This is a genomic window from Anaeromyxobacter sp. SG66, from assembly GCF_022690805.1.
GTDB classification, from domain to species: Bacteria; Myxococcota; Myxococcia; order Myxococcales; family Anaeromyxobacteraceae; genus Anaeromyxobacter; species Anaeromyxobacter soli.
Genome location: NZ_JALCZC010000090.1, coordinates 1 through 17,155, shown reverse-complemented (window position 1 = coordinate 17,155; position 17,155 = coordinate 1). Strand labels below are relative to the sequence as shown.

At 74.7% G+C, this 17,155-nt stretch carries 16 protein-coding genes and 1 pseudogene; 7 read left to right on the top strand and 10 right to left on the bottom strand.

The window, feature by feature from the left end; all coding sequences use genetic code 11:
- From MNZ39_RS18890 to MNZ39_RS18880, 3 genes are all read right to left on the bottom strand, one after another.
- The coding region (locus tag MNZ39_RS18890) for a DEAD/DEAH box helicase (RefSeq protein WP_242340636.1) at positions 1-696 on the bottom strand (696 nt) is incomplete at its 3' end.
- A gap of 14 nt (positions 697-710) precedes the next feature.
- Entirely contained in the window at positions 711-914 is a 204-nt protein-coding gene (locus tag MNZ39_RS18885; protein ID WP_242340635.1) for a (2Fe-2S)-binding protein, read from the bottom strand.
- A complete protein-coding gene (locus MNZ39_RS18880) occupies positions 911-1,132 on the bottom strand; it encodes a hypothetical protein (protein ID WP_242340634.1) in 222 nt (73 codons plus the stop codon). The genes MNZ39_RS18885 and MNZ39_RS18880 overlap by 4 nt, the downstream gene beginning before the upstream one ends.
- A 322-nt stretch (positions 1,133-1,454) precedes the next feature.
- Between MNZ39_RS18880 and MNZ39_RS18875 the strand changes: the two genes are divergently transcribed.
- The 4 genes from MNZ39_RS18875 (at position 1,455) to serC (ending at position 6,931) form a co-directional block, all read left to right on the top strand.
- On the top strand, positions 1,455-3,749 hold the full coding sequence (locus MNZ39_RS18875) for a CHASE domain-containing protein (RefSeq protein WP_242340633.1): 2,295 nt from the start codon (positions 1,455-1,457) through the stop codon (positions 3,747-3,749).
- Between the two features lie 70 nt (positions 3,750-3,819).
- Positions 3,820-4,203 carry a hypothetical protein gene (locus MNZ39_RS18870; RefSeq protein ID WP_242340632.1) on the top strand — a complete coding sequence of 128 codons (384 nt, stop codon included), beginning with the start codon at positions 3,820-3,822 and terminating at the stop codon, positions 4,201-4,203.
- On the top strand, positions 4,200-5,573 hold the full coding sequence (locus MNZ39_RS18865; protein ID WP_242340631.1) for an MFS transporter: 1,374 nt from the start codon (positions 4,200-4,202) through the stop codon (positions 5,571-5,573). Before MNZ39_RS18870 ends, MNZ39_RS18865 begins: the two co-directional genes overlap by 4 nt.
- A 230-nt stretch (positions 5,574-5,803) precedes the next feature.
- Positions 5,804-6,931, top strand: coding sequence for a 3-phosphoserine/phosphohydroxythreonine transaminase (gene serC, locus MNZ39_RS18860; RefSeq protein WP_242340630.1), 1,128 nt, complete (start codon positions 5,804-5,806; stop codon positions 6,929-6,931).
- A gap of 45 nt (positions 6,932-6,976) precedes the next feature.
- Here serC and MNZ39_RS18855 read toward each other — a convergent pair whose 3' ends face one another.
- A complete protein-coding gene (locus MNZ39_RS18855; protein WP_242340629.1) occupies positions 6,977-7,270 on the bottom strand; it encodes a hypothetical protein in 294 nt (97 codons plus the stop codon).
- Between the two features lie 429 nt (positions 7,271-7,699).
- Between MNZ39_RS18855 and MNZ39_RS18850 the strand changes: the two genes are divergently transcribed.
- Both MNZ39_RS18850 and MNZ39_RS18845 read left to right on the top strand, forming a co-directional pair.
- Positions 7,700-8,545 (top strand): hypothetical protein, encoded by an 846-nt coding sequence (locus MNZ39_RS18850; protein ID WP_242340628.1) that lies wholly within the window; start codon positions 7,700-7,702, stop codon positions 8,543-8,545.
- A 9-nt stretch (positions 8,546-8,554) separates the two neighbouring features.
- On the top strand, positions 8,555-9,349 hold the full coding sequence (locus MNZ39_RS18845) for an alpha/beta fold hydrolase (protein WP_242340627.1): 795 nt from the start codon (positions 8,555-8,557) through the stop codon (positions 9,347-9,349).
- Between the two features lie 41 nt (positions 9,350-9,390).
- Here MNZ39_RS18845 and MNZ39_RS18840 read toward each other — a convergent pair whose 3' ends face one another.
- From MNZ39_RS18840 to MNZ39_RS18825, 4 genes are all read right to left on the bottom strand, one after another.
- Positions 9,391-10,383, bottom strand: coding sequence for a BON domain-containing protein (locus MNZ39_RS18840; RefSeq protein ID WP_242340626.1), 993 nt, complete (start codon positions 10,381-10,383; stop codon positions 9,391-9,393).
- A gap of 235 nt (positions 10,384-10,618) precedes the next feature.
- On the bottom strand, positions 10,619-12,415 hold the full coding sequence (locus MNZ39_RS18835) for a cytochrome c biogenesis protein (RefSeq protein ID WP_242340625.1): 1,797 nt from the start codon (positions 12,413-12,415) through the stop codon (positions 10,619-10,621).
- A gap of 1 nt (position 12,416) precedes the next feature.
- The gene (locus MNZ39_RS18830; RefSeq protein WP_242340624.1) at positions 12,417-13,580 is read right to left on the bottom strand and encodes a cytochrome c biogenesis protein ResB; all 1,164 of its coding nucleotides are present in this window, start codon (positions 13,578-13,580) and stop codon (positions 12,417-12,419) included.
- Positions 13,561-14,205, bottom strand: a complete 645-nt coding sequence (locus tag MNZ39_RS18825) for a hypothetical protein (protein ID WP_242340623.1) — start codon at positions 14,203-14,205, stop codon at positions 13,561-13,563. Before MNZ39_RS18825 ends, MNZ39_RS18830 begins: the two co-directional genes overlap by 20 nt.
- A 270-nt stretch (positions 14,206-14,475) precedes the next feature.
- On the opposite strand from MNZ39_RS18825, the gene MNZ39_RS18820 reads away from it, so the two are divergent.
- Complete coding sequence (locus tag MNZ39_RS18820; protein ID WP_242340622.1) at positions 14,476-15,546, top strand: 3-deoxy-7-phosphoheptulonate synthase; 1,071 nt, start codon at positions 14,476-14,478, stop codon at positions 15,544-15,546.
- Positions 15,547-15,577: 31 nt separating this feature from the next.
- On the opposite strand, the gene MNZ39_RS18815 is transcribed toward MNZ39_RS18820, so the two are convergent.
- Both MNZ39_RS18815 and MNZ39_RS18810 read right to left on the bottom strand, forming a co-directional pair.
- Entirely contained in the window at positions 15,578-16,714 is a 1,137-nt protein-coding gene (locus tag MNZ39_RS18815; protein WP_242340621.1) for a DNA topoisomerase IB, read from the bottom strand.
- Between the two features lie 132 nt (positions 16,715-16,846).
- Positions 16,847-17,155: pseudogene (locus tag MNZ39_RS18810) on the bottom strand (peptidase M48); the annotation flags it as partial.

Below are 17,155 nucleotides of genomic sequence, written 5' to 3'. Positions count from 1 at the left end.
CGCGGGCGGCGGGGCCGGGACGGGCTCGGCGCCCCCGAGGAAGCGCGCGACCTCCTCGAGCGGCCGCTGCGTCGCAGAGAGACCGATGCGCTGGAGGGGCCGCCCCGCGAGCGCCTCGAGCCGCTCGAGCGACAGCGCGAGGTGCGCGCCGCGCTTGGTCGGGACGAGCGCGTGGATCTCGTCCACGATGACCGTCTCGACCGAGCGCAGCACCTCTCGCGCGTTCGAGGTGAGCACGAGGTAGAGCGACTCGGGCGTGGTGATGAGGACGTCGGCGGGGACGCGCGCGAACCGGGCGCGCTCCGCCGCGGGCGTGTCGCCGCTCCGCACCGCCACCGCCGGGAGGCGGTACGCGTCGCCCCGCCCCGCGGCGACCTGGGCGATGCCCGCGAGCGGCGCGCGCAGGTTCCGCTCGACGTCCACGGCGAGCGCCTTCAGCGGGGAGACGTAGAGCACCCGGAGCCGCTCCTTCCTGGGCGGCTCCGGCGCGAACATCAGGCGGTCCAGACAGGAGAGGAAGGCGGCGAGGGTCTTGCCGCTCCCGGTGGGCGCGAGGAGCAGGGTGCTCTCGCCGCGCCGGATGGCCGGCCAGGCGAGCGCCTGCGCCGGCGTGGGCGCCTCGAACGCCCGCGAGAACCACTCGCGGACGGCGGGCTGGAAGAGCTCGAGCGCGGCCGCGCGGGCCTTCGCGTCCATCCGCCAGGTTTAACTCACGCGGCGCGCCGCTGCGCGGGCGGCTGCAGGACGACGCCCTCGGCGCGCGCCGCCTCGGCGAGGCGCGAGAGGGCCTCCTCGCACGCGCCGCAGTCGGAGCCGGCGCCCGTCGCCGCGACGACCTCCTCGACCGTCCGGCCGCAGCGCACCGCCGCTCGCAGGTCCCCGTCCGACACGTCCCGGCACATGCAGATCTTCACGCCCGCACCCGCGACGCCCGGCAGAGCCAGCAGCGCCCGTACACGGTGAGCGAATGAGCCTCCACGACCACGCCGCGCGCGGCGGCGCGAGCCTGCACGCCGTCGAGCAGGCCCGGCGCGTCGAGCGGCGTGACGCCGCCGCAGCGGGTGCAGACCAGGCGATCGCGACCGGCGAAGGGAGGAACGGAGGGCGAGGGAGCTTCGGGACCTGGGTTCACGCCACGCTCGGGAGGCTTGGGCCGAGGCACGATGCGACGACCCGTGAGACTCAATCTCAGTATCACGTCGATTTCCGCCGCAACGTGATCCGGATCAAGGCTCGCCCCGAATGCGAAGTTCACGAATCCTGGGCAAAACACGGGGGCTCCCCTTTCGGGGCCGCATTGCCACTGAGGGGTGAGTGGCGCGACAGCGCCTCAGCGCGCTCGACGCTCGGGGCCTCGATGCCCAGGCCCGCTGCCCGCCGCCGCCCCTGCTGGGATGCGCGCGGACGCGGGCCGTCCTTACCCTGATCGCAACCGCCGGAACGGCGGTTTCCTCATGCCGAGGCGCCTCCTCTCACCCGCGCGGGCTGCGCTCCGCCATCACCTGACCCCCGCCGTCGTGCTGGCACTGGGGCTCGCGGCCACGCTCGCCGCCTGGGCGCTCGCGCGATCGACGCTCCGGATGCAGTCGAGGGAGCGCTTCGTGGACGAGGTGGACCGGGCGAGCGCCGCGCTGAACGAGCGGATGGCCGCCTACGAGGCGATGCTGCGCGCGACGAGCGGCTTCCTCCGCGGCGTCGGCGCCGAGCCCTCCGCGCTCGCCTTCCATGACTTCGTCGCGACCCTCGACCTCCGCGATCGCTACCCGGGCATCCAGGGCATCGGCTGGAGCAAGCTCATCCGTCCCGACGAGCTCGCGAACCACGAGGCGGAGCAGCGCGCCGCCGGGCGCCCCGGCTACCGCGTCTGGCCGCCGGGCGCGCGCGCGCTCTACTCGAGCATCGTCCTCCTCGAGCCGCTCGACTGGAGGAACCAGCGCGCCATCGGCTTCGACATGTTCTCCGAGCCCGTGCGGCGCGCCGCGATGGAGCGCGCCCGCGACACCGACGATCCGGCGGCGACCGGGCGCGTCGAGCTCGTGCAGGAGACGGGACGCGAGCGGCAGGCGGGGTTCCTCGTGTACGTGCCCGTCTACGCCGGCGCCCCCGCGACGGTCGAGGAGCGCCGGGACCGCCTGCGAGGGTGGGTCTACGCGCCGTTCCGCGCCGGGGACCTCCTGCGCGCCGCCCTGGACGCGACCGCCATGCAGAAGTTCGGGCTGTCCGCCTACGACGGCACCGAGCTCCGGGCGGAGGCGCTCCTCTTCGAAGCGGGTGCGCGGGACGACGAGCTCCGCCTCGCCCTCGTCCGTCGCATCGACGTCGCGGGCCGCCCCTGGACGCTGCGCTTCGCGGCCGGCCGATCCTTCGAGAGCGCGACGGAGCGGCTGTTGCCCCTCGGCGTGGCCCTCGGAGGCCTCGCGCTCACGCTGCTGCTGTTCTGGGCGACGCGCGAGGAGGTGCGCGCGCGGACGCGGGCAGAGGCCTCGGCGCGCCGGGCGGTCTTCCTCGCCGAGGCGAGCAAGGTGCTCTCCTCCTCGCTCGACTACGCCGCCACCCTCCCCCGGGTGGCGACCCTCGCCGCCCAGCGCGTCGCGGAGCTGTGCATCGTCTATCTCGAGCGGGGCGACCCGCGCTGGACCGTGGGCCACGCGACCCCCGAGGTCGCCTCGCGCGTGCGCGCCGCGGTCGAGGGGTCCGGCTTCGAGCGGGACGTCGAGATCGGCCCCGCCGCCGCGCTGCAGGGAGGCCATCCCCGCGCCCGGAGCGGCTTCGATCCCGGCCGGATCGCCCTCGCCGCCCGGGCGCCCGCGCTCGCCGGCGCGCTGCGCGAGGCGGGCGTGGGATCGTCGCTCACCGTCGCGCTCGCGTCGCGCGGCGAGCGGCTCGGCACCCTCACCTTGCTCGCCGGCGCGCGGCGCCGCTTCACCCGCGGCGACGTCCGGCTCGCGACCGACCTCGCCCGGCTGGTCGCGGCCGCGGTGGACACCTCCCGCCTCTACGCGGCGGCGCGCGCCGCCGTCCGCGAGCGCGACGAGTTCCTCTCGATCGCGTCGCACGAGCTGCGCACGCCGCTCACCTCGCTCGCGCTCCAGTCGGAGAGCCTGCGCGCCAAGGCGAACCGGCTCCAGCTCGACGACGTCGCGCGGAAGGCCGAGGTGATCCGCCGCAACGTCGACCGGCTCGCGCGGCTGGTCGCGAGCCTCCTCGACCTGTCGCGCATCACCGCCGGGAGGCTCGAGCTCGAGCTCGAGCCGTTCGACCTCGCGGAGCTCGCGCGCGAGGTCGTCGCGCGCTTCGAGGACGAGGCCCGCCGCGCGGGCTGCACGCTCGAGCTCGTCGCGCCCGAGCCGGTGCCCGGCTCGTGGGACCGGCTGCGGCTCGACCAGGTGCTGACGAACCTCGTGTCGAACGCCATCAAGTACGGCCCGAACCAGCCGGTGGAGGTGCGCGTGGAGGGGGTCGGCGAGCGCGCCGTGCTGACGGTGCGCGATCGCGGCATCGGGATCCCGCCCGAGGACCAGGCGCGGATCTTCGAGCGCTTCGAGCGCGCGGTGTCGAAGCGGAGCTACGGCGGCTTCGGGCTCGGCCTCTGGATCGTGCGCGAGATCGTGGAGTCGCTCGGGGGGACCGTGCGGGTGGAGAGCGCGCCCGGGAGCGGCGCCACCTTCACGGTCGAGCTCTCGCGCCGCGCGCAGACCCAGGCGCGCTCGCCGGCCACCGGGCTGAGCCCGGCGGCGCCCACCGCCTGAGCGGCAGGCGCGAGGCGCAGGCGGGACCGGCGGCGGCCGTGGCATGATGCGCCGTCCCGGAGGACCCCCGATGCGCCGCCTCGCCCTCGCTCTCCTCGCCGCGCTCCTCGCCACGGCCTGCCGCTCCCCGGAGGAGAGGCTCGTCGATCGGCGCCGCGACCTGCGCGAGTCGCTCGACCGGCTCTACTCGGAGTACGTCGAGGGCGGCTCGGGCGCGGACCGGCGGGAGGAGAAGCCCGCGGGCGGCGTCGTCGGCCGCTTCGTGCAGGAGCTGGACCGCTCGCACTTCGAGCAGAGCTGCCTCGCGGTCGGCCGCGGCGAGCGGACCTTCCTGCTCTCCGAGCAGCTGGAGGCGTTCCTGAAGGACGCCGGACACTCGCGCGACTGTCGCGAGGCGGCGCGGATCGACGCCGACGTCGCGGCGCTCGAGCGCGAGGTCCAGGCCCGCCCGTGAGCGGCCCTGCCCGAGAGGGGGCGCCCGGGCTCCTCGCCCGGCTCGGCCTCGACCGCCCCGAGCTCCGCGCGTGGGTCCTCTACGACGTCGCGAACTCCGCCGCGGTGACCTCCGTGCTCACGGCGATCCTGCCCATCTACTACGCGCGCGTCGCGGGCGCGGAGCTCCCGCCCACGGTCGCCACCCAGCGCTTCGCGCTCGCCACGACCGCGGGCCTCGCGGTCGTGGCCGTGCTCGCGCCAATCCTCGGCACCCTCGCCGACGTGGCGCCGGTGAAGAAGCGGCTGCTCGCCCTGTTCGCGCTCACCGGCGCGGCGGCCACCGCGGCGCTGTTCGCGGTCGGGCCGGGAGACTGGCTCCTCGCCTCGGCGCTCCTCGTCCTCCTGAACGTCGGCCTCAACGGGAGCTTCGTGTTCTACGACGCGCTCCTCCCGCACGTGGCGCGCGAGGACGAGCTCCACCGCGTCTCCTCCGCCGGCTACGCCGCCGGCTACCTCGGCGGCGGCCTCCTCCTCGCGGCGCAGCTCGCCTGGATCGCGCGCCCGGGGCTCCTCGGCCTTTCTTCCGGCGGGACCCCCGCCCAGGCGACCCTCCCCACCCGGCTCGCGTTCGTGTCGGTCGCTATCTGGTGGATCGCCTTCACGATCCCGCTCCTGCGCCGCGTCCCCGAGCCCGCCGTGCGCGCGCCGGAGGGCGCCGCGCGGGAGGGGACGGTCGCGCGCCTCGCCCGCACGGTCCGGCAGCTCCGCCGCCACCCCCAGGCCGCGCTGCTCCTCGCGGCGTTCCTCGTCTACAACGACGGGATCGGCACGATCATCCGCATGGCGGCGATCTACGGCAGCGAGCTCGGCCTCTCCCGCGGGGCCCTCATCGGCTCGATCCTCCTCGTGCAGCTCGTCGGCGTCCCGTGCGCGTACCTGTTCGCCGCGCTCGCCGGCCGCGTCGGCGCCAAGCCCGCGATCCTCGCCGGGCTCGCCGTGTACACGGGCATCGCGGTGCTCGGGTACTTCACGCGCACCGCGGCGCACTTCTTCGCGCTCGCCGTGCTCGTCGGGCTCGTCCAGGGCGGGACGCAGGCGCTCTCGCGCTCGCTCTTCGCGAGCCTCGTGCCGCGCCACCTCTCGGGCGAGTTCTTCGGGTTCTTCGCGGTCTCCGAGAAGTTCGCCGGGATCTTCGGCCCCGCGGTGTTCGCCCTCGCCATCGCGCTGACCGGGTCGAGCCGCGCCGCGGTGCTGTCCGTCATCGGCTTCTTCCTCGCGGGCGCGGCGCTGCTCCTCGGCGTGGACGTCGAGCGCGGACGGCGCGAGGCGCGCGCCGCGGAGGCGCTGGCGGGCACCGCGGTCGCGTCGCCTCCCGAGCGGCTCGCCTGAGGCCCGCGCAGGCCGGGCCACCCGCGCTCGCGCCCATTTGCCGAGGCATCTCGTCGGGTTCGCGCCGCCCGCGCCCGCGCCGCGGCCGCTCGCCCGGACGGCAGCGCGCCGTCGCCCCGTCCCGCCCGGGCCACGCGCCCGACGAACCTCACGCGGAGGTTCCCGGCGCGGCCCTTTTCGCGGAGAATCCCCCTCCCGCTTCCACCGACCGCCCCGACCGCGAGGAGCCCATGAGCCGAAAGAAGAACTTCAACGCCGGTCCCGCCGCACTCCCGCTGCCCGCGCTCGAGCGCGCCCGGGACGAGCTCCTCGACTTCGCGAACAGCGGCATGTCGGTGATGGAGCACAGCCACCGCGGCAAGGAGTACGAGGCCGTCCACGACGAGGCCCTCGCGCTCCTGCGCGAGCTGCTCGCCGTGCCCGCGACGCACGAGATCCTCTTCGTGCAGGGCGGCGCCTCGCAGCTCTTCGCGCAGCTCCCGATGAACCTCGTGCAGAAGGGCCAGACCGCGGACTACGTCGTGACCGGCGCGTGGGGCGAGAAGGCGCTCTCCGAGGCGAAGGTCGCGACCGCCATGCTCGGCGGCGCGGTGCGCGTCGCCTGCACCACCGGCACCGGCGAGGGGAAGGAAAAGTCCTACGTCCGCGTGCCCCGGCCCGACGAGGTGAAGGCGGACCCCGCCGCTGCGTACGTGCACGTGACCTCGAACGAGACGATCCACGGCGTCGAGTACGCCGTCGACCCGTCGCGCCCGTTCCCGTCCCCGGGCGGCGCGCCGCTCGTGGCCGACATGTCGAGCGACTTCCTCTGGCGTCCCTTCGACGTCTCGCGCTTCGGGCTCGTCTACGCGGGGGCGCAGAAGAACATCGGCCCGTCCGGCGTCGTCGTGGTGATCGTCTCGAAGGAGCTCGTCGAGCGCGGCCGCAAGGACATCCCCAAGATCTTCCAGCTCCGCACGCCGGCCGAGAACAAGTCGCTCTACAACACGCCGCCCACCTTCGGCATCTACATGATCCGGAACGTGCTCGCGTGGCTGAAGGGGCTGGGCGGGCTGTCGGCCATGGAGGCGCGGAACCGCAAGAAGGCGGCCCGCCTCTACGGCGCCATCGACGCGAACCCCGGCTTCTACCGCTGCCCGGTCGAGAAGGAGAGCCGCTCGGTGATGAACGTCGTGTTCCGGCTCCCGAGCGAGCAGGACGAGGAGCGGTTCGTCGCCGAGGCGAAGAAGCTCGGGATGGTGGGGCTCAAGGGGCACCGCTCCGTGGGCGGCATCCGCGTCTCGACCTACAACGCCGTCGAGCCGGAGTGGGTCGACGCGCTCGTGGACTTCATGGGCGCGTTCGCGAAGCGCGGCTGAGGCGGCTCACGGGCCGCCACTCGCGCGCGGGTACGGCGGCCTCGCTCAGGCGATCCGCCCCGGGCCGGGTCCCCTCCACCGGGAGAGGACGTGCACGGGCGCCTTCGGAGGCTGCAGCAGGCCCACCTGCTGAAGCAGGACCGCCAGCGCCGCGGCGACGCAGTAGCCGAACAGCACCGCGAACGCCCAGGCGGGCAGGAGCGTCGAGACGTACAGCACCATCGACGCCAGGATCACGCCGAAGAGCGCCAGGTAGCGGTCGGCGCGCGTGAGCCCCGACTCGGGCACGATCTCGACGAGACCGTCGCGGGCCCTGCGGCGTACGGAGGCGTGCGACATCCTGTTCCATTCTGTACGCCGGCCCTGGCAGTGACAACTTCGAGCGAAGGACCTCCCCCAGGCAGGGACGGCGGCCGGGGCGAATGGCGCGCCACGTCGATCGTGCGGGCGCGCTGCTCGATCTCGCCGGCGTAGCGATCCCGGAGCGACTGCTCATCGCGGACGAGCTCCTCGAACGTGCGGCGCAGCAGCAGCTCCACCGACAGCGTTCGCCCGCCGGAGCTCGTGAGCGAGCTGCTCCAAGTCTGCGCCACGGAGCTCCGCGGCCGTCGCCCCGAGTCCTCGTCGCGTCCGCCCGCGAAGGCGGCCACGAGGCACGGCGCGAGGGTCGCGTCCCGGCCCTCCGGGCCGAGACGGGTGAGGCACGGGGCGGCCCTGTAGGCGATCGTGCGCTGGCGAGCAGCCGCGGAACGCGCTACGGAGAAATCCATGCGACGCCTCGCCTCCTTCCCTGCCCTCCTGGCGGCCGTGCTCGGCCTCGCCGGGTGCGATGTCTTCGAGCGCCTCCAGAACGACCGCGTCCTCGCCGGCGTGCTCATCGAGTCCCCCGGCGTGAGCCAGCCGGACCAGAACGTGAATCTGGCAGGGACCGTCGCCGCCACCGTGTTCTTCGGGGAGGTCGACAAGGGCGCGAACCCTGCAGACGCCGCCTCGTGGCGCACGACGGGCCTCGACGGCGCGACGGTCCGCCTCACCTGGGACGGCGGGACCGCGACGCTCGCGCCGGCGGGAGCGGCGGGGCAGTACGCGCTCACCGGCGGCGCGCTCGCGTACGTGCCCGGCACCGCCTACACCTTCCGCGTCGAGTACGGCGGCGAGACGTACTCGGGCACGGTCACCGCGCCGCCCCGGCCGGTGCTGCAGGACGAGAGCGGCGCGCCGCTGCCCGTGGTGCAGGCGCCGATCGCGTACACGCAGCTCCCCGATCCCTACGTGCTGCGGCGGGATGGGACGAGCGTGGCCTTCTACGCCGTCACCGCGCTCTCGTCGCCGAGCGGCGCGGTGAACGCCTCCGCCGCCACCTGCACCAACGCGCCGGACGTCACGGACCCGATGGCGGTGGTGCGGCTCTTCCTCGACGACGGCGCCTGGCGCACGCCGACCTTCTCGCTCGCCAAGGCCGACTGCTTCCCCGCACCCGCGCCGCAGTACGGCTACGGCCTGCTGCTCACCTCGGTGAACAAGGTGGGCGGTACGAGCCTCTCCTCGAACCTCTTCCTCGGGAGCGGGGTCGTCGCCGGCTCCGCCGCGGCGAGCGTGCTGCCGGTGAATTAGAACCCGCGCATGCCGCTGGTCACGATCCCGGGCTCCCCCGTCGCGCCCGGGCGCGCTCCGCTCCGCGTGAACGTCCGCGAGCGCGGGCGGGGCCCCGCGGCGCTCCTGCTCCACGGCGGCTGGGGCCACGAGGCGTACCCGTTCGACGCGGCGGCGGAGGCGCTCGCGCCGCGCCACCGCGTGATCGTCCCCGACCGGATCGGCTACGGCGCCTCGGAGCCGCTCGCGGAGCTGCCGCGCCGGTTCCACCAGGCGATGGCCGACGAGACGGTGGCCCTCCTCGACGCGCTCGGGATCGAGCGGGCCGCGCTGTGGGGCCACTCGGATGGCGCCGTCGTCGCGGCCTGGGCGGCGATCCGCCACCCGGCGCGCGTCACCGCCCTCGTGCTCGAGGCGCTGCACTTCTTCCGCGCCAAGCCGAGCTCGCTGGAGTTCTTCCGGACCGGCCTCGAGGCGCCGGAGCGGTACGGCGAGGGCGTCGTGCGCGCGCTCGAGCGCGATCACGGCGCGCGCTGGCGCGAGGTGGTCGCGCGCGGCGCCCGCGCCTGGCTGGACATCCTCGCGGAGGGAGAGCGCGCGGGCGGCGACCTCTACGACGGGCGCCTCGGCGAGATCACCGCCCGCACGCTCGTCCTGCACGGCAGGCGCGACCCGCGCCTCGAGCCCGGCGAGCTCGAGGCGGCGCTGCGCGCCCTCCCGCGCGCGAGCCTCGCGCTCGTGGACGCCGGGCACAGCCCGCACACGAGCTCCGCCGCGGGCGCCGAGGCGGTACGCCGCGCGGCGGAGTTCCTCGCGCTTCCCTAGACGTCGATCAGCGTGGGCGGGGCTGGACGCAGCCCCGTCGCTCAATGTCTCCGGGCGTCCGGCGAGGGGGCCTGCCCCGGCTGCGGGCGCCCCTGGCCGGGCAGGGTCTGCCCGCTCATCCCCGTCTGCGCCGCCGTCGTCTGGCCCGGCTGCAGCTCCGCCTCGCGGCGCAGGCGCAGGTGGTTGTGCACCTCGTCCACCCCGAAGACCTCGTCCGCGAGGTCCTCGAGCATCCGCTTGTCCCAGCGGCTCCCGACGGTGCCGGTGAGCGTCACCTCCGCGTGCTCGACCTTCACCTCCACGTCGCTCGCGTCGAGATCGCTGCGCGCGATGCGCTCGGAGACGTCCTCGCGGATCCGCTCGTCGGACCGCTTGTAGCCCTTCGGGCCGCGCCCGGTCATCTTGCGCCAGCCCTCCCTCACGCGCTCGCCGAGCCGCTCCATCGGGCCGGGCTCCTCTCCGCCGCGGCCCCAGTCGCTCCGGCCGCGGAACTCGTGGCCGCGCTCGCTGCCGCGGCCGAAGTCGCTGCGCGCCTCCCAGCGCCCCCGCCCCTCCTCCTCGCCGTAGCGCTCCGCCATCCCGCCCATGAAGCCGCCGTACTCCCGCCCGCGTCCGCGCTCCCACTCGCGCTCGCCGTAGCGGCCCCCGGGGCCCCAGGAGCCGGGCCCCTCGCCCGACGGCTCGAACTGCGTGGTGCGGTGCCAGCCGCCCTCGTCGCGCTCCTCGTGCTCACGGCCGCGCCCGAAGCCGCCCGCGCCGTACCGGCCCCCTGCTCCCCGGCCAAATCCCGCCTCGCGATCGCGCAGGCGATCCCACTCCGCGCGCCCGCCGGGCTCGCGCCCCAGCTCGAAGCGCCCCTCGCCGCGCTCCTCGCGGCGCCAGTCGTCGCGCTCCTCGGCCTCGCGCCAGCCGCCGCCGCGCCAGGTGTCGTCGCTCCGCCAGCCGCCGCGCTCCTCGCGGCCGCGCGGGCCATGCGCCTCGTGCCCGTGCTCCCGCGCTTCCCACCGCCCCTTCTCCTCGTCCCAGCGTGCCATGGCTCTCTCCCTCGCCGCGCGGCTGCGCGGCGCCCCTGGGGTCCGTTGTGCTGCGCAGGAAAAATGTAGCCACCCCGCCGAGGGTCGAGCGCGCTCGCGCCCCGCCCGACCAGGCGGGCCGGGCGGCGCGAGAGCGGCCGGCGCGGGTGTCGAGCGGGGAGGAAGCGGAGGCCCCGCGCGCCGGGCGGCGGCGGGGCCTCGCGGTGGAGCGGGCGTGGCCCGGCGTGCGCGCCGACTAGACCGGCTGCGAGGCGCCCTCCGGCCGGTCCTTTCCGGGCGCCGCGGCCTCGGCGCGCCGCGCGCTCCAGAAGCGCGCCGGCACGAGCGCGAACAGCATGAGCACGAGCTGCGTCCCGACGAAGGCGGACAGCGCCCAGAACGCCTTGTCCATGAACCCGTACGAGTGGAGCCCGACGCCGAGCATGTTCACGCCGAACCACGAGAAGCTCGTGATGACGTTCCCGAAGATCGCCATGGCCATGATCCCGCGCTCGCGCGCGAACCCCGCCCACCGGGCGTGCAGGATGATGGCGTTCCACAGCACGATGAGGAGCGCGCCGTTCTCCTTGGGATCCCAGCCCCAGAACCGGCCCCACGACTGATCCGCCCAGATGCCGCCCAGCACCGTCCCGACGAAGCTGAAGAACAGGGCGAAGCAGATGATGCCGTAGGTCATCGCGACGATGGCCTTGCTCGCGGCCGGGTCGGCGCGGCGCGTGAGGTGCCGCCGCACCACCCATCCGATGGCGAGCGCGCCCGCGAGGAACGTGCCGCTGTAGCCGATGGTGATGGTGACGACGTGCGTCGCGAGCCAGAAGTTCGAGTCGAGCACCGCGCGCATCATCTCCATCGTGTCGCCGTCGACGGAGAGGTGGTGCGCCACGATGAGCGAGGCGAAGCCCGAGGCGGCCGCCACCGCGGTCGCGAAGCCGCGGCGGTACATCCGCTCGAGCACGACGCCGAGGAGCACCGCGGCCCAGCCCACGAACACCGCCGACGAGTAGAGGTTCGTCACCGGCGGCCGGCCCTGGATGAGGACGCGCGAGGCGAGGCCGAGCGTGTGGACGACCGCGCCCGCGAGGAGGAGGCCGAACGCGAGCCGCTGCAGGAGCACCGGCCTCCACAGCCAGGAGACGAACACGGCGAGCAGCGCGAGCACGTAGATCACCATGCCCGAGTAGAACGGCTGCGCGGCGTTGAAGAGCCACTCGTGATCCGACCGGGCCGCCGCGTCCGGGCGGCCCAGCGCGGCGGTCGCGGCGAGGTCCGCGACGGAGCGGTTGAAGCTCGCCGCGTCCTGCGCCTGGTAGGCGAGGCCGAGGCGCGCCCACTGCTCGAGCCCCGGCTCGACGGTCGTCGTCCCCGTGAGCGCCTCACCCACCGAGCGCCACGCGTCTCCGGTCGGCGTCACGGGCAAGAGCGGCTTGAAGTGCGCGAGCTCCACGAGCAGCCGGTGCCGCTGCGGCGCGCCCGGGCCCGCCCGCGCCGCGATCTCGGCGGCGAGCCCCGGCGTCCCCTCGAGCTGCACCGTGTTCTTGAGGCGGTGGTAGAGGAACATCCGCTCGAAGAGGTTCACGATCGCGGACTGGAAGTGGCTTCGGACCTTGGGGTCGATCGGCTCGGCGGCCACGTACTGGCGCTGGATCTCGTCGATGCGCGGGGCGAGCGTCGCGAAGCTGTAGTAGCGGTTCCGGCTCTGCTGGATGCCGAGGAGCCCGAGCACCTCGGGGTCGTCGATGACGAAGAGCTCCTGCCGGTCGGCGACCTCCGGGCGGAACATCACGTCGAGGAGCCACTCGTCGGGCCCGATGCTCCGCCCCTCGGAGCTCGCCGACTGCTTCCCGCGGATCATGAGCAGCGCGTTGCGCGCGATGGTGTCGACGGGCTTCACGCGCCCGCCCTCGAGGATGGGAACCTGGCCGAACGCCTCGACGTCGAAGCCCCGGGGCTTCCCCGACGGGAGGAGCGACGAGGCGGCCCCGGCGAGGGCGAGGCCGAAGGCGATCCAGGGCACGGCGCGCTTCAGGTTCATCTCAGGCCTCCGAGGCGGCCTGCCGCCGCCGGCTGGAGCGGCGCAGGGTGATGGCGAAGTGGACGATGAGCCCGATGGCGACGAGGACGCAGGAGACGTACGGGATGAGCCACCCGGGGTTCTCGACCACCTGCAGGATCGAGAGCGTGTCGCCCTTGCCGAAGCTCGCCTGGTAGAAGGCCTTCCCCTCGTAGCGGAGCGGCTGGTTCATGTAGATGAGGACGTCCCGCTGCTCGCCGCGTGACGGGTTCGCGATGGTGACGAGCGAGGAGAAGTTCTTCGGGATCTGCGTGCCCGGGTAGACGTCGTGCCGGAAGTCCTTGAGGGTGATCGCGAAGGGCAGGTACTCGCGACGGCTGCGCAGCTGGAGCTGGTAGGTCCGCCCCTCGTGCGTGAACGACTGCGGCGCGCCGAGGCCGTTCGAGACGAGCCAGGTGCCGTAGCTCCGCCCGCCCGCGACCGGCTCCACGAAGGCGGCGGCCTGGTTCGTCTGGTCGTCGCGCGACACGGGCGGCCGCTCCCGCACGGCGACGCCCGTGCCGACGCCCGCGGTCACGGGCGACGGCGGATCGGCGGGGCCGAGCCGCGCGAGCTCCGCGTTGCGGAAGAAGCGCCGCACCTGGACCGCCACCGGCGTGCCGGGGATCGGGATCGCGCCGCCGCGCTCGAGGCGCGCCGCCGGGACGCTGTAGACGTCGTCCATGGCGGGATCGGTCACGTCGATCACGGCGAGCTCGAGCTCGCGCGGGCTCTCGACGTAGTTGACCGTCTGCCCCTCCTCCACCGCGAGCTGCGACTCCACCTGGAACGCGCCGGTCACGAACTCGCCGAGCACGAGCAGGATGAGCCCCGCGTGCGAGATCCACAGGCCGACCTTCTTCCAGGCGAGCTCGAGCCGGACGAGCTGCGCGAGGAACAGGTTCACGAGGAGCACGAGGCCGACGAGCGCGCCGCCGGGGAACACCGGGATCCGCAGCTCCGTGCCCGGGACGTCCCACCAGACGAACCAGGCGCGCATGTAGATCTCGACCGCCGGCCACGTCCCGAGCTTCACCTGCGCGAGCGTGCAGGCCATCACGAGCACCATGAGCGCCGCGAGGCACGCGATCGTCAGCTTCAGCGAGACGAGCGCGCGGAGGACCGGGTTAGTCGTTCGAAGCGTCACGGCGGAGGCTCTCCACGATGCGGAGGAAGTCGGGTCGGGCGGCGTCCACGGCGCCGGCGTCACCCGTCATCTTGATGAACCAGCTGTTCCCGTCCACGACCGCGAGGCCCGCGACGACGCGGCTCTTCGCGGTGCCCTCGCTCGTGAAGTCGTAGAGGGACACCGTGCCCGCCTTCGTCTCGAGCGGCCTGCGGGCCTTCGCGAGGGCGGGGCCGTCGAGCGCCGGGAGGCCGATCTGCCCGCGCCAGCGGTTCACGTTCGCGAGCTCGCCGCCCGCCTCTCCGGGCAGCACCGTCACGGAGACGTCGAGGCGCCCGCCGACCGGCGCCTTGAGCGTGGCGTAGCGCATGCCGCCGCCGCCGGTGGTCTCGGTCCACCGCGCGGGCAGCGTCCAGACGAGCTTGCTCCCCGCCACGGGGGACGGCGGCGCGGGCACCTGCCCGCTCGCCGGCATCATGGGCGACGCGGCGGGCGCCGGGGCCGCGGAGCCGGAGGACTTGGGCACCCGGTAATGGGCGATCTCCTCGCTGCGGCAGCCTGCGAGGGCGACGACCGAGACCGCCGCGGCGAGCGCGAGGGCGCGCGCGCCCGAGGGGCGGGATGGAGAGTCCAGGCGTGAAATCAAGGGCGTCTGACCTTCCTCGGGACGTAAACGCAAACTTCGCGCGGGCGAAGACCGGTGGGGCTCCGGCGGCAGGTTAGCGCCGGTACTGATCCGGATCAAATCTTGTCGGGGTGCTGACGGCTCGGGCATCCGGTCTCTTCAACCCGGCGCCCGCGGGTCGCCCGGTCCGCCCGAACCCGCCGGCCGCGCTCGATCATCCTGGCGCCGCCCCTCGCATTTTTCGTCGCCGGATGCGATACGGATCGGGATCCCGGAGGGAGCGGACCGCCCATGCAGCAGACCGAGAACCTGAACGTCGCGGCGTTCGACGTGATGCCCTCGCCCGACGAGGTGAAGGCTCACATCCCGCTCGACGAGCCCGCCGCCCGGACCGTCATCGCGGGCCGGAGAACCCTCGAGGCGATCCTCGACCGCCGCGATCCGCGGCTCTTCGTGGTCGTCGGCCCGTGCTCGATCCACGATCCGGTCGCCGGCCTCGACTATGCGCGGCGGCTGCGCGCGCTCGCGGACGAGGTCTCGGGCACCCTCTACCTCGTGATGCGCGTCTACTTCGAGAAGCCGCGCACCTCCCTCGGCTGGAAGGGCTTCATCAACGATCCGCGCATGGACGACTCGTTCCGCGTGGACGAGGGCATGGAGCGCGCCCGGCGCTTCCTGCTCGACGTGAACGAGCTCGGGCTCCCTGCCGGGACCGAGGCGCTCGACCCGATCGCGCCGCAGTACTACGGCGACCTCGTCGCCTGGACCGCCATCGGCGCGCGCACCTCCGAGTCGCAGACGCACCGCGAGATGTCCTCCGGCCTCTCCACGCCGGTGGGGTTCAAGAACGGCACCGACGGCGACCTCGAGCCCGCCGTGAACGGCATCGTCTCCGCGGCGAGCCCGCACTCGTTCCTCGGCATCAACGACCAGGGGCGCTCCGCGGTCGTGCGCACGCGGGGCAACCGCTACGGCCACATCGTCCTCCGCGGCGGCGGCGGGCGGCCCAACTACGACACCGTGTCGATCGCGCTCGCCGAGGACGCGCTCGCCCGGGCGAAGCTCCCGAGGAACGTCGTCGTCGACTGCTCGCACGCGAACTCGCGAAAGAAGCCGGAGCTCCAGCCGCTCGTGCTCCGCGACGTGGTCCACCAGATCCGCGAGGGCAACCGCTCCGTCGTGGGCCTGATGCTGGAGAGCTTCCTCGAGCCGGGGAACCAGCCCATCCCGCAGGATCTCTCGCAGCTCCGCTACGGCTGCTCGGTCACCGACGCCTGCATCGGCTGGGACACCACCGTCGAGAGCCTTCGCTGGGCGGACGACGTGCTGCGCGAGGTCCTGCCCGCGCGCGCCGCGCCCTGACGCCCCCGCGCTCCCGTCAGGCGCGCTCCCGTCAGGCGCGCTCGCGCTCCGGCGCTCGCGCCGCCCGCCGCTCCGGCTTGCCCAGGGGGCCGGACGGGCGCAGCGGGCCCGGCCGCACGACGCTCCTCGTCCCCCGCGACCGCTGCGCGGGGCCCCGCGTCGCGGCGCGCCGCAGGAACGTGACGAGCGCGCGCTCGGCCGCGTGGAGCCCGCCGCCCCTCGCGAGCCCCAGGACGTCGTCGGGCGAGAGCCCGCAGGAGACGACCTCCCCCCGCGCGAAGCCTTCGAGCACCGCGGGGCTGATGTACGAGCCGCGCGCCACCGCGGGCGTGTTCCCGAGCCGCTGCGCGACCGCCTTCACCGCGGCCTGGACGAGCCGCTTGCGGCTCGTGCGCCCGGGCACGAGCTCGCGCGCGGCCTCGGCGAGCGCGCTCGCGCAGAGCAGCGTCCCGGCCCAGGTCCGGAAGTCCTTCGCCGTGACGGACCCGCCGGCCGCTGCGCGGAGGTAGGCGTTGAGGTGGCGGCGGCGGACGTCCACGATCTGCCCGCCCTCGACGAACTTGAAGACGTCGCGGCCCGGCACGGCGAGGAGCTCGCGGACGAGGTGGGCGATCCGCCGGTCGCGGACCTCGCGCACCTGGCGCTGCCCCGACTTGCCGCGGTAGTCGAACACCACCCGGTCCCCCGTCACGCGCACGTGCCCGGGCCGCACGGTCGCGAGCCCGAAGCTCCCGTTCTCGCGCGCGTAGGCCTCGCTGCCGGGGCGCATCCAGGTCGCCTCGAGGATCCGCGTCATCCCGGCGAGCACGCGCTCGCGCCCGAGGCCGCGCCGGCGAAAGTCCCGCTCCACCCGGGCGCGCACCCTCGGCAGCGCGTCCGCGAAGCGCAGCAGGCGGCGGTACTTCGCGGCCGCCTGCCGGCGGACGAAGTCGGGGTGGTAGCGGTACTGCCAGCGCCCCGCCTTGTCGCGGCCGACGGCCTGGAGCTTCGCGCCCGCCGCCCGGCTCACGCGCACGTCGGTCCACGCCGGCGGGAGCCGCAGCGCCCGGATGCGCTCCACGTCCGCGGCCGCGGCGGGCCGCCCGTTCGCCTGCAGGTAGCGGAAGCCGGACCGCGGAGTGCCGACGCGCCGGAGCCCCTCGCGCTCGAGTCGCTCGATCGCCCTCATCCGATCAACCCCTAGGCACTGCGCGGGCGAGGCGCCAGCGGAGGCGTCCGTGCCGGGCTGAGGCGGGGCGCGAGGACTTGCCCGGTCGGGGCCGAGGCCGTCGGGATCAGCTGCGAGCGGGCGCGCCCACGTTCACGCCTGCGCCGCGCGCACCGCCCGCTCCTCCGCCGCGAGAATCGGCGGCGCCGGCACCCCGAGGGACGCGGCGATCGCGCGCAGGACCTCGCCTTCGGCCGGCCGCACCTTTCCGTCCGCGGTCACGCACGCCTCGCAGGCCGCGAGCACCCGCTCCTTCACGCGCGGCGCGGCCGCGTCGAGCGACGCGAGCGCCGTCTCGAGCCGCGCGGCGCCCACGCGGCCGCGCGGGAGGACGCGCCACGGGCCGCCGGTGCCGAGCGCCGAGACCGCCGCGTCGAGCGCCGCCTGCGCGGCGGCGCCGTC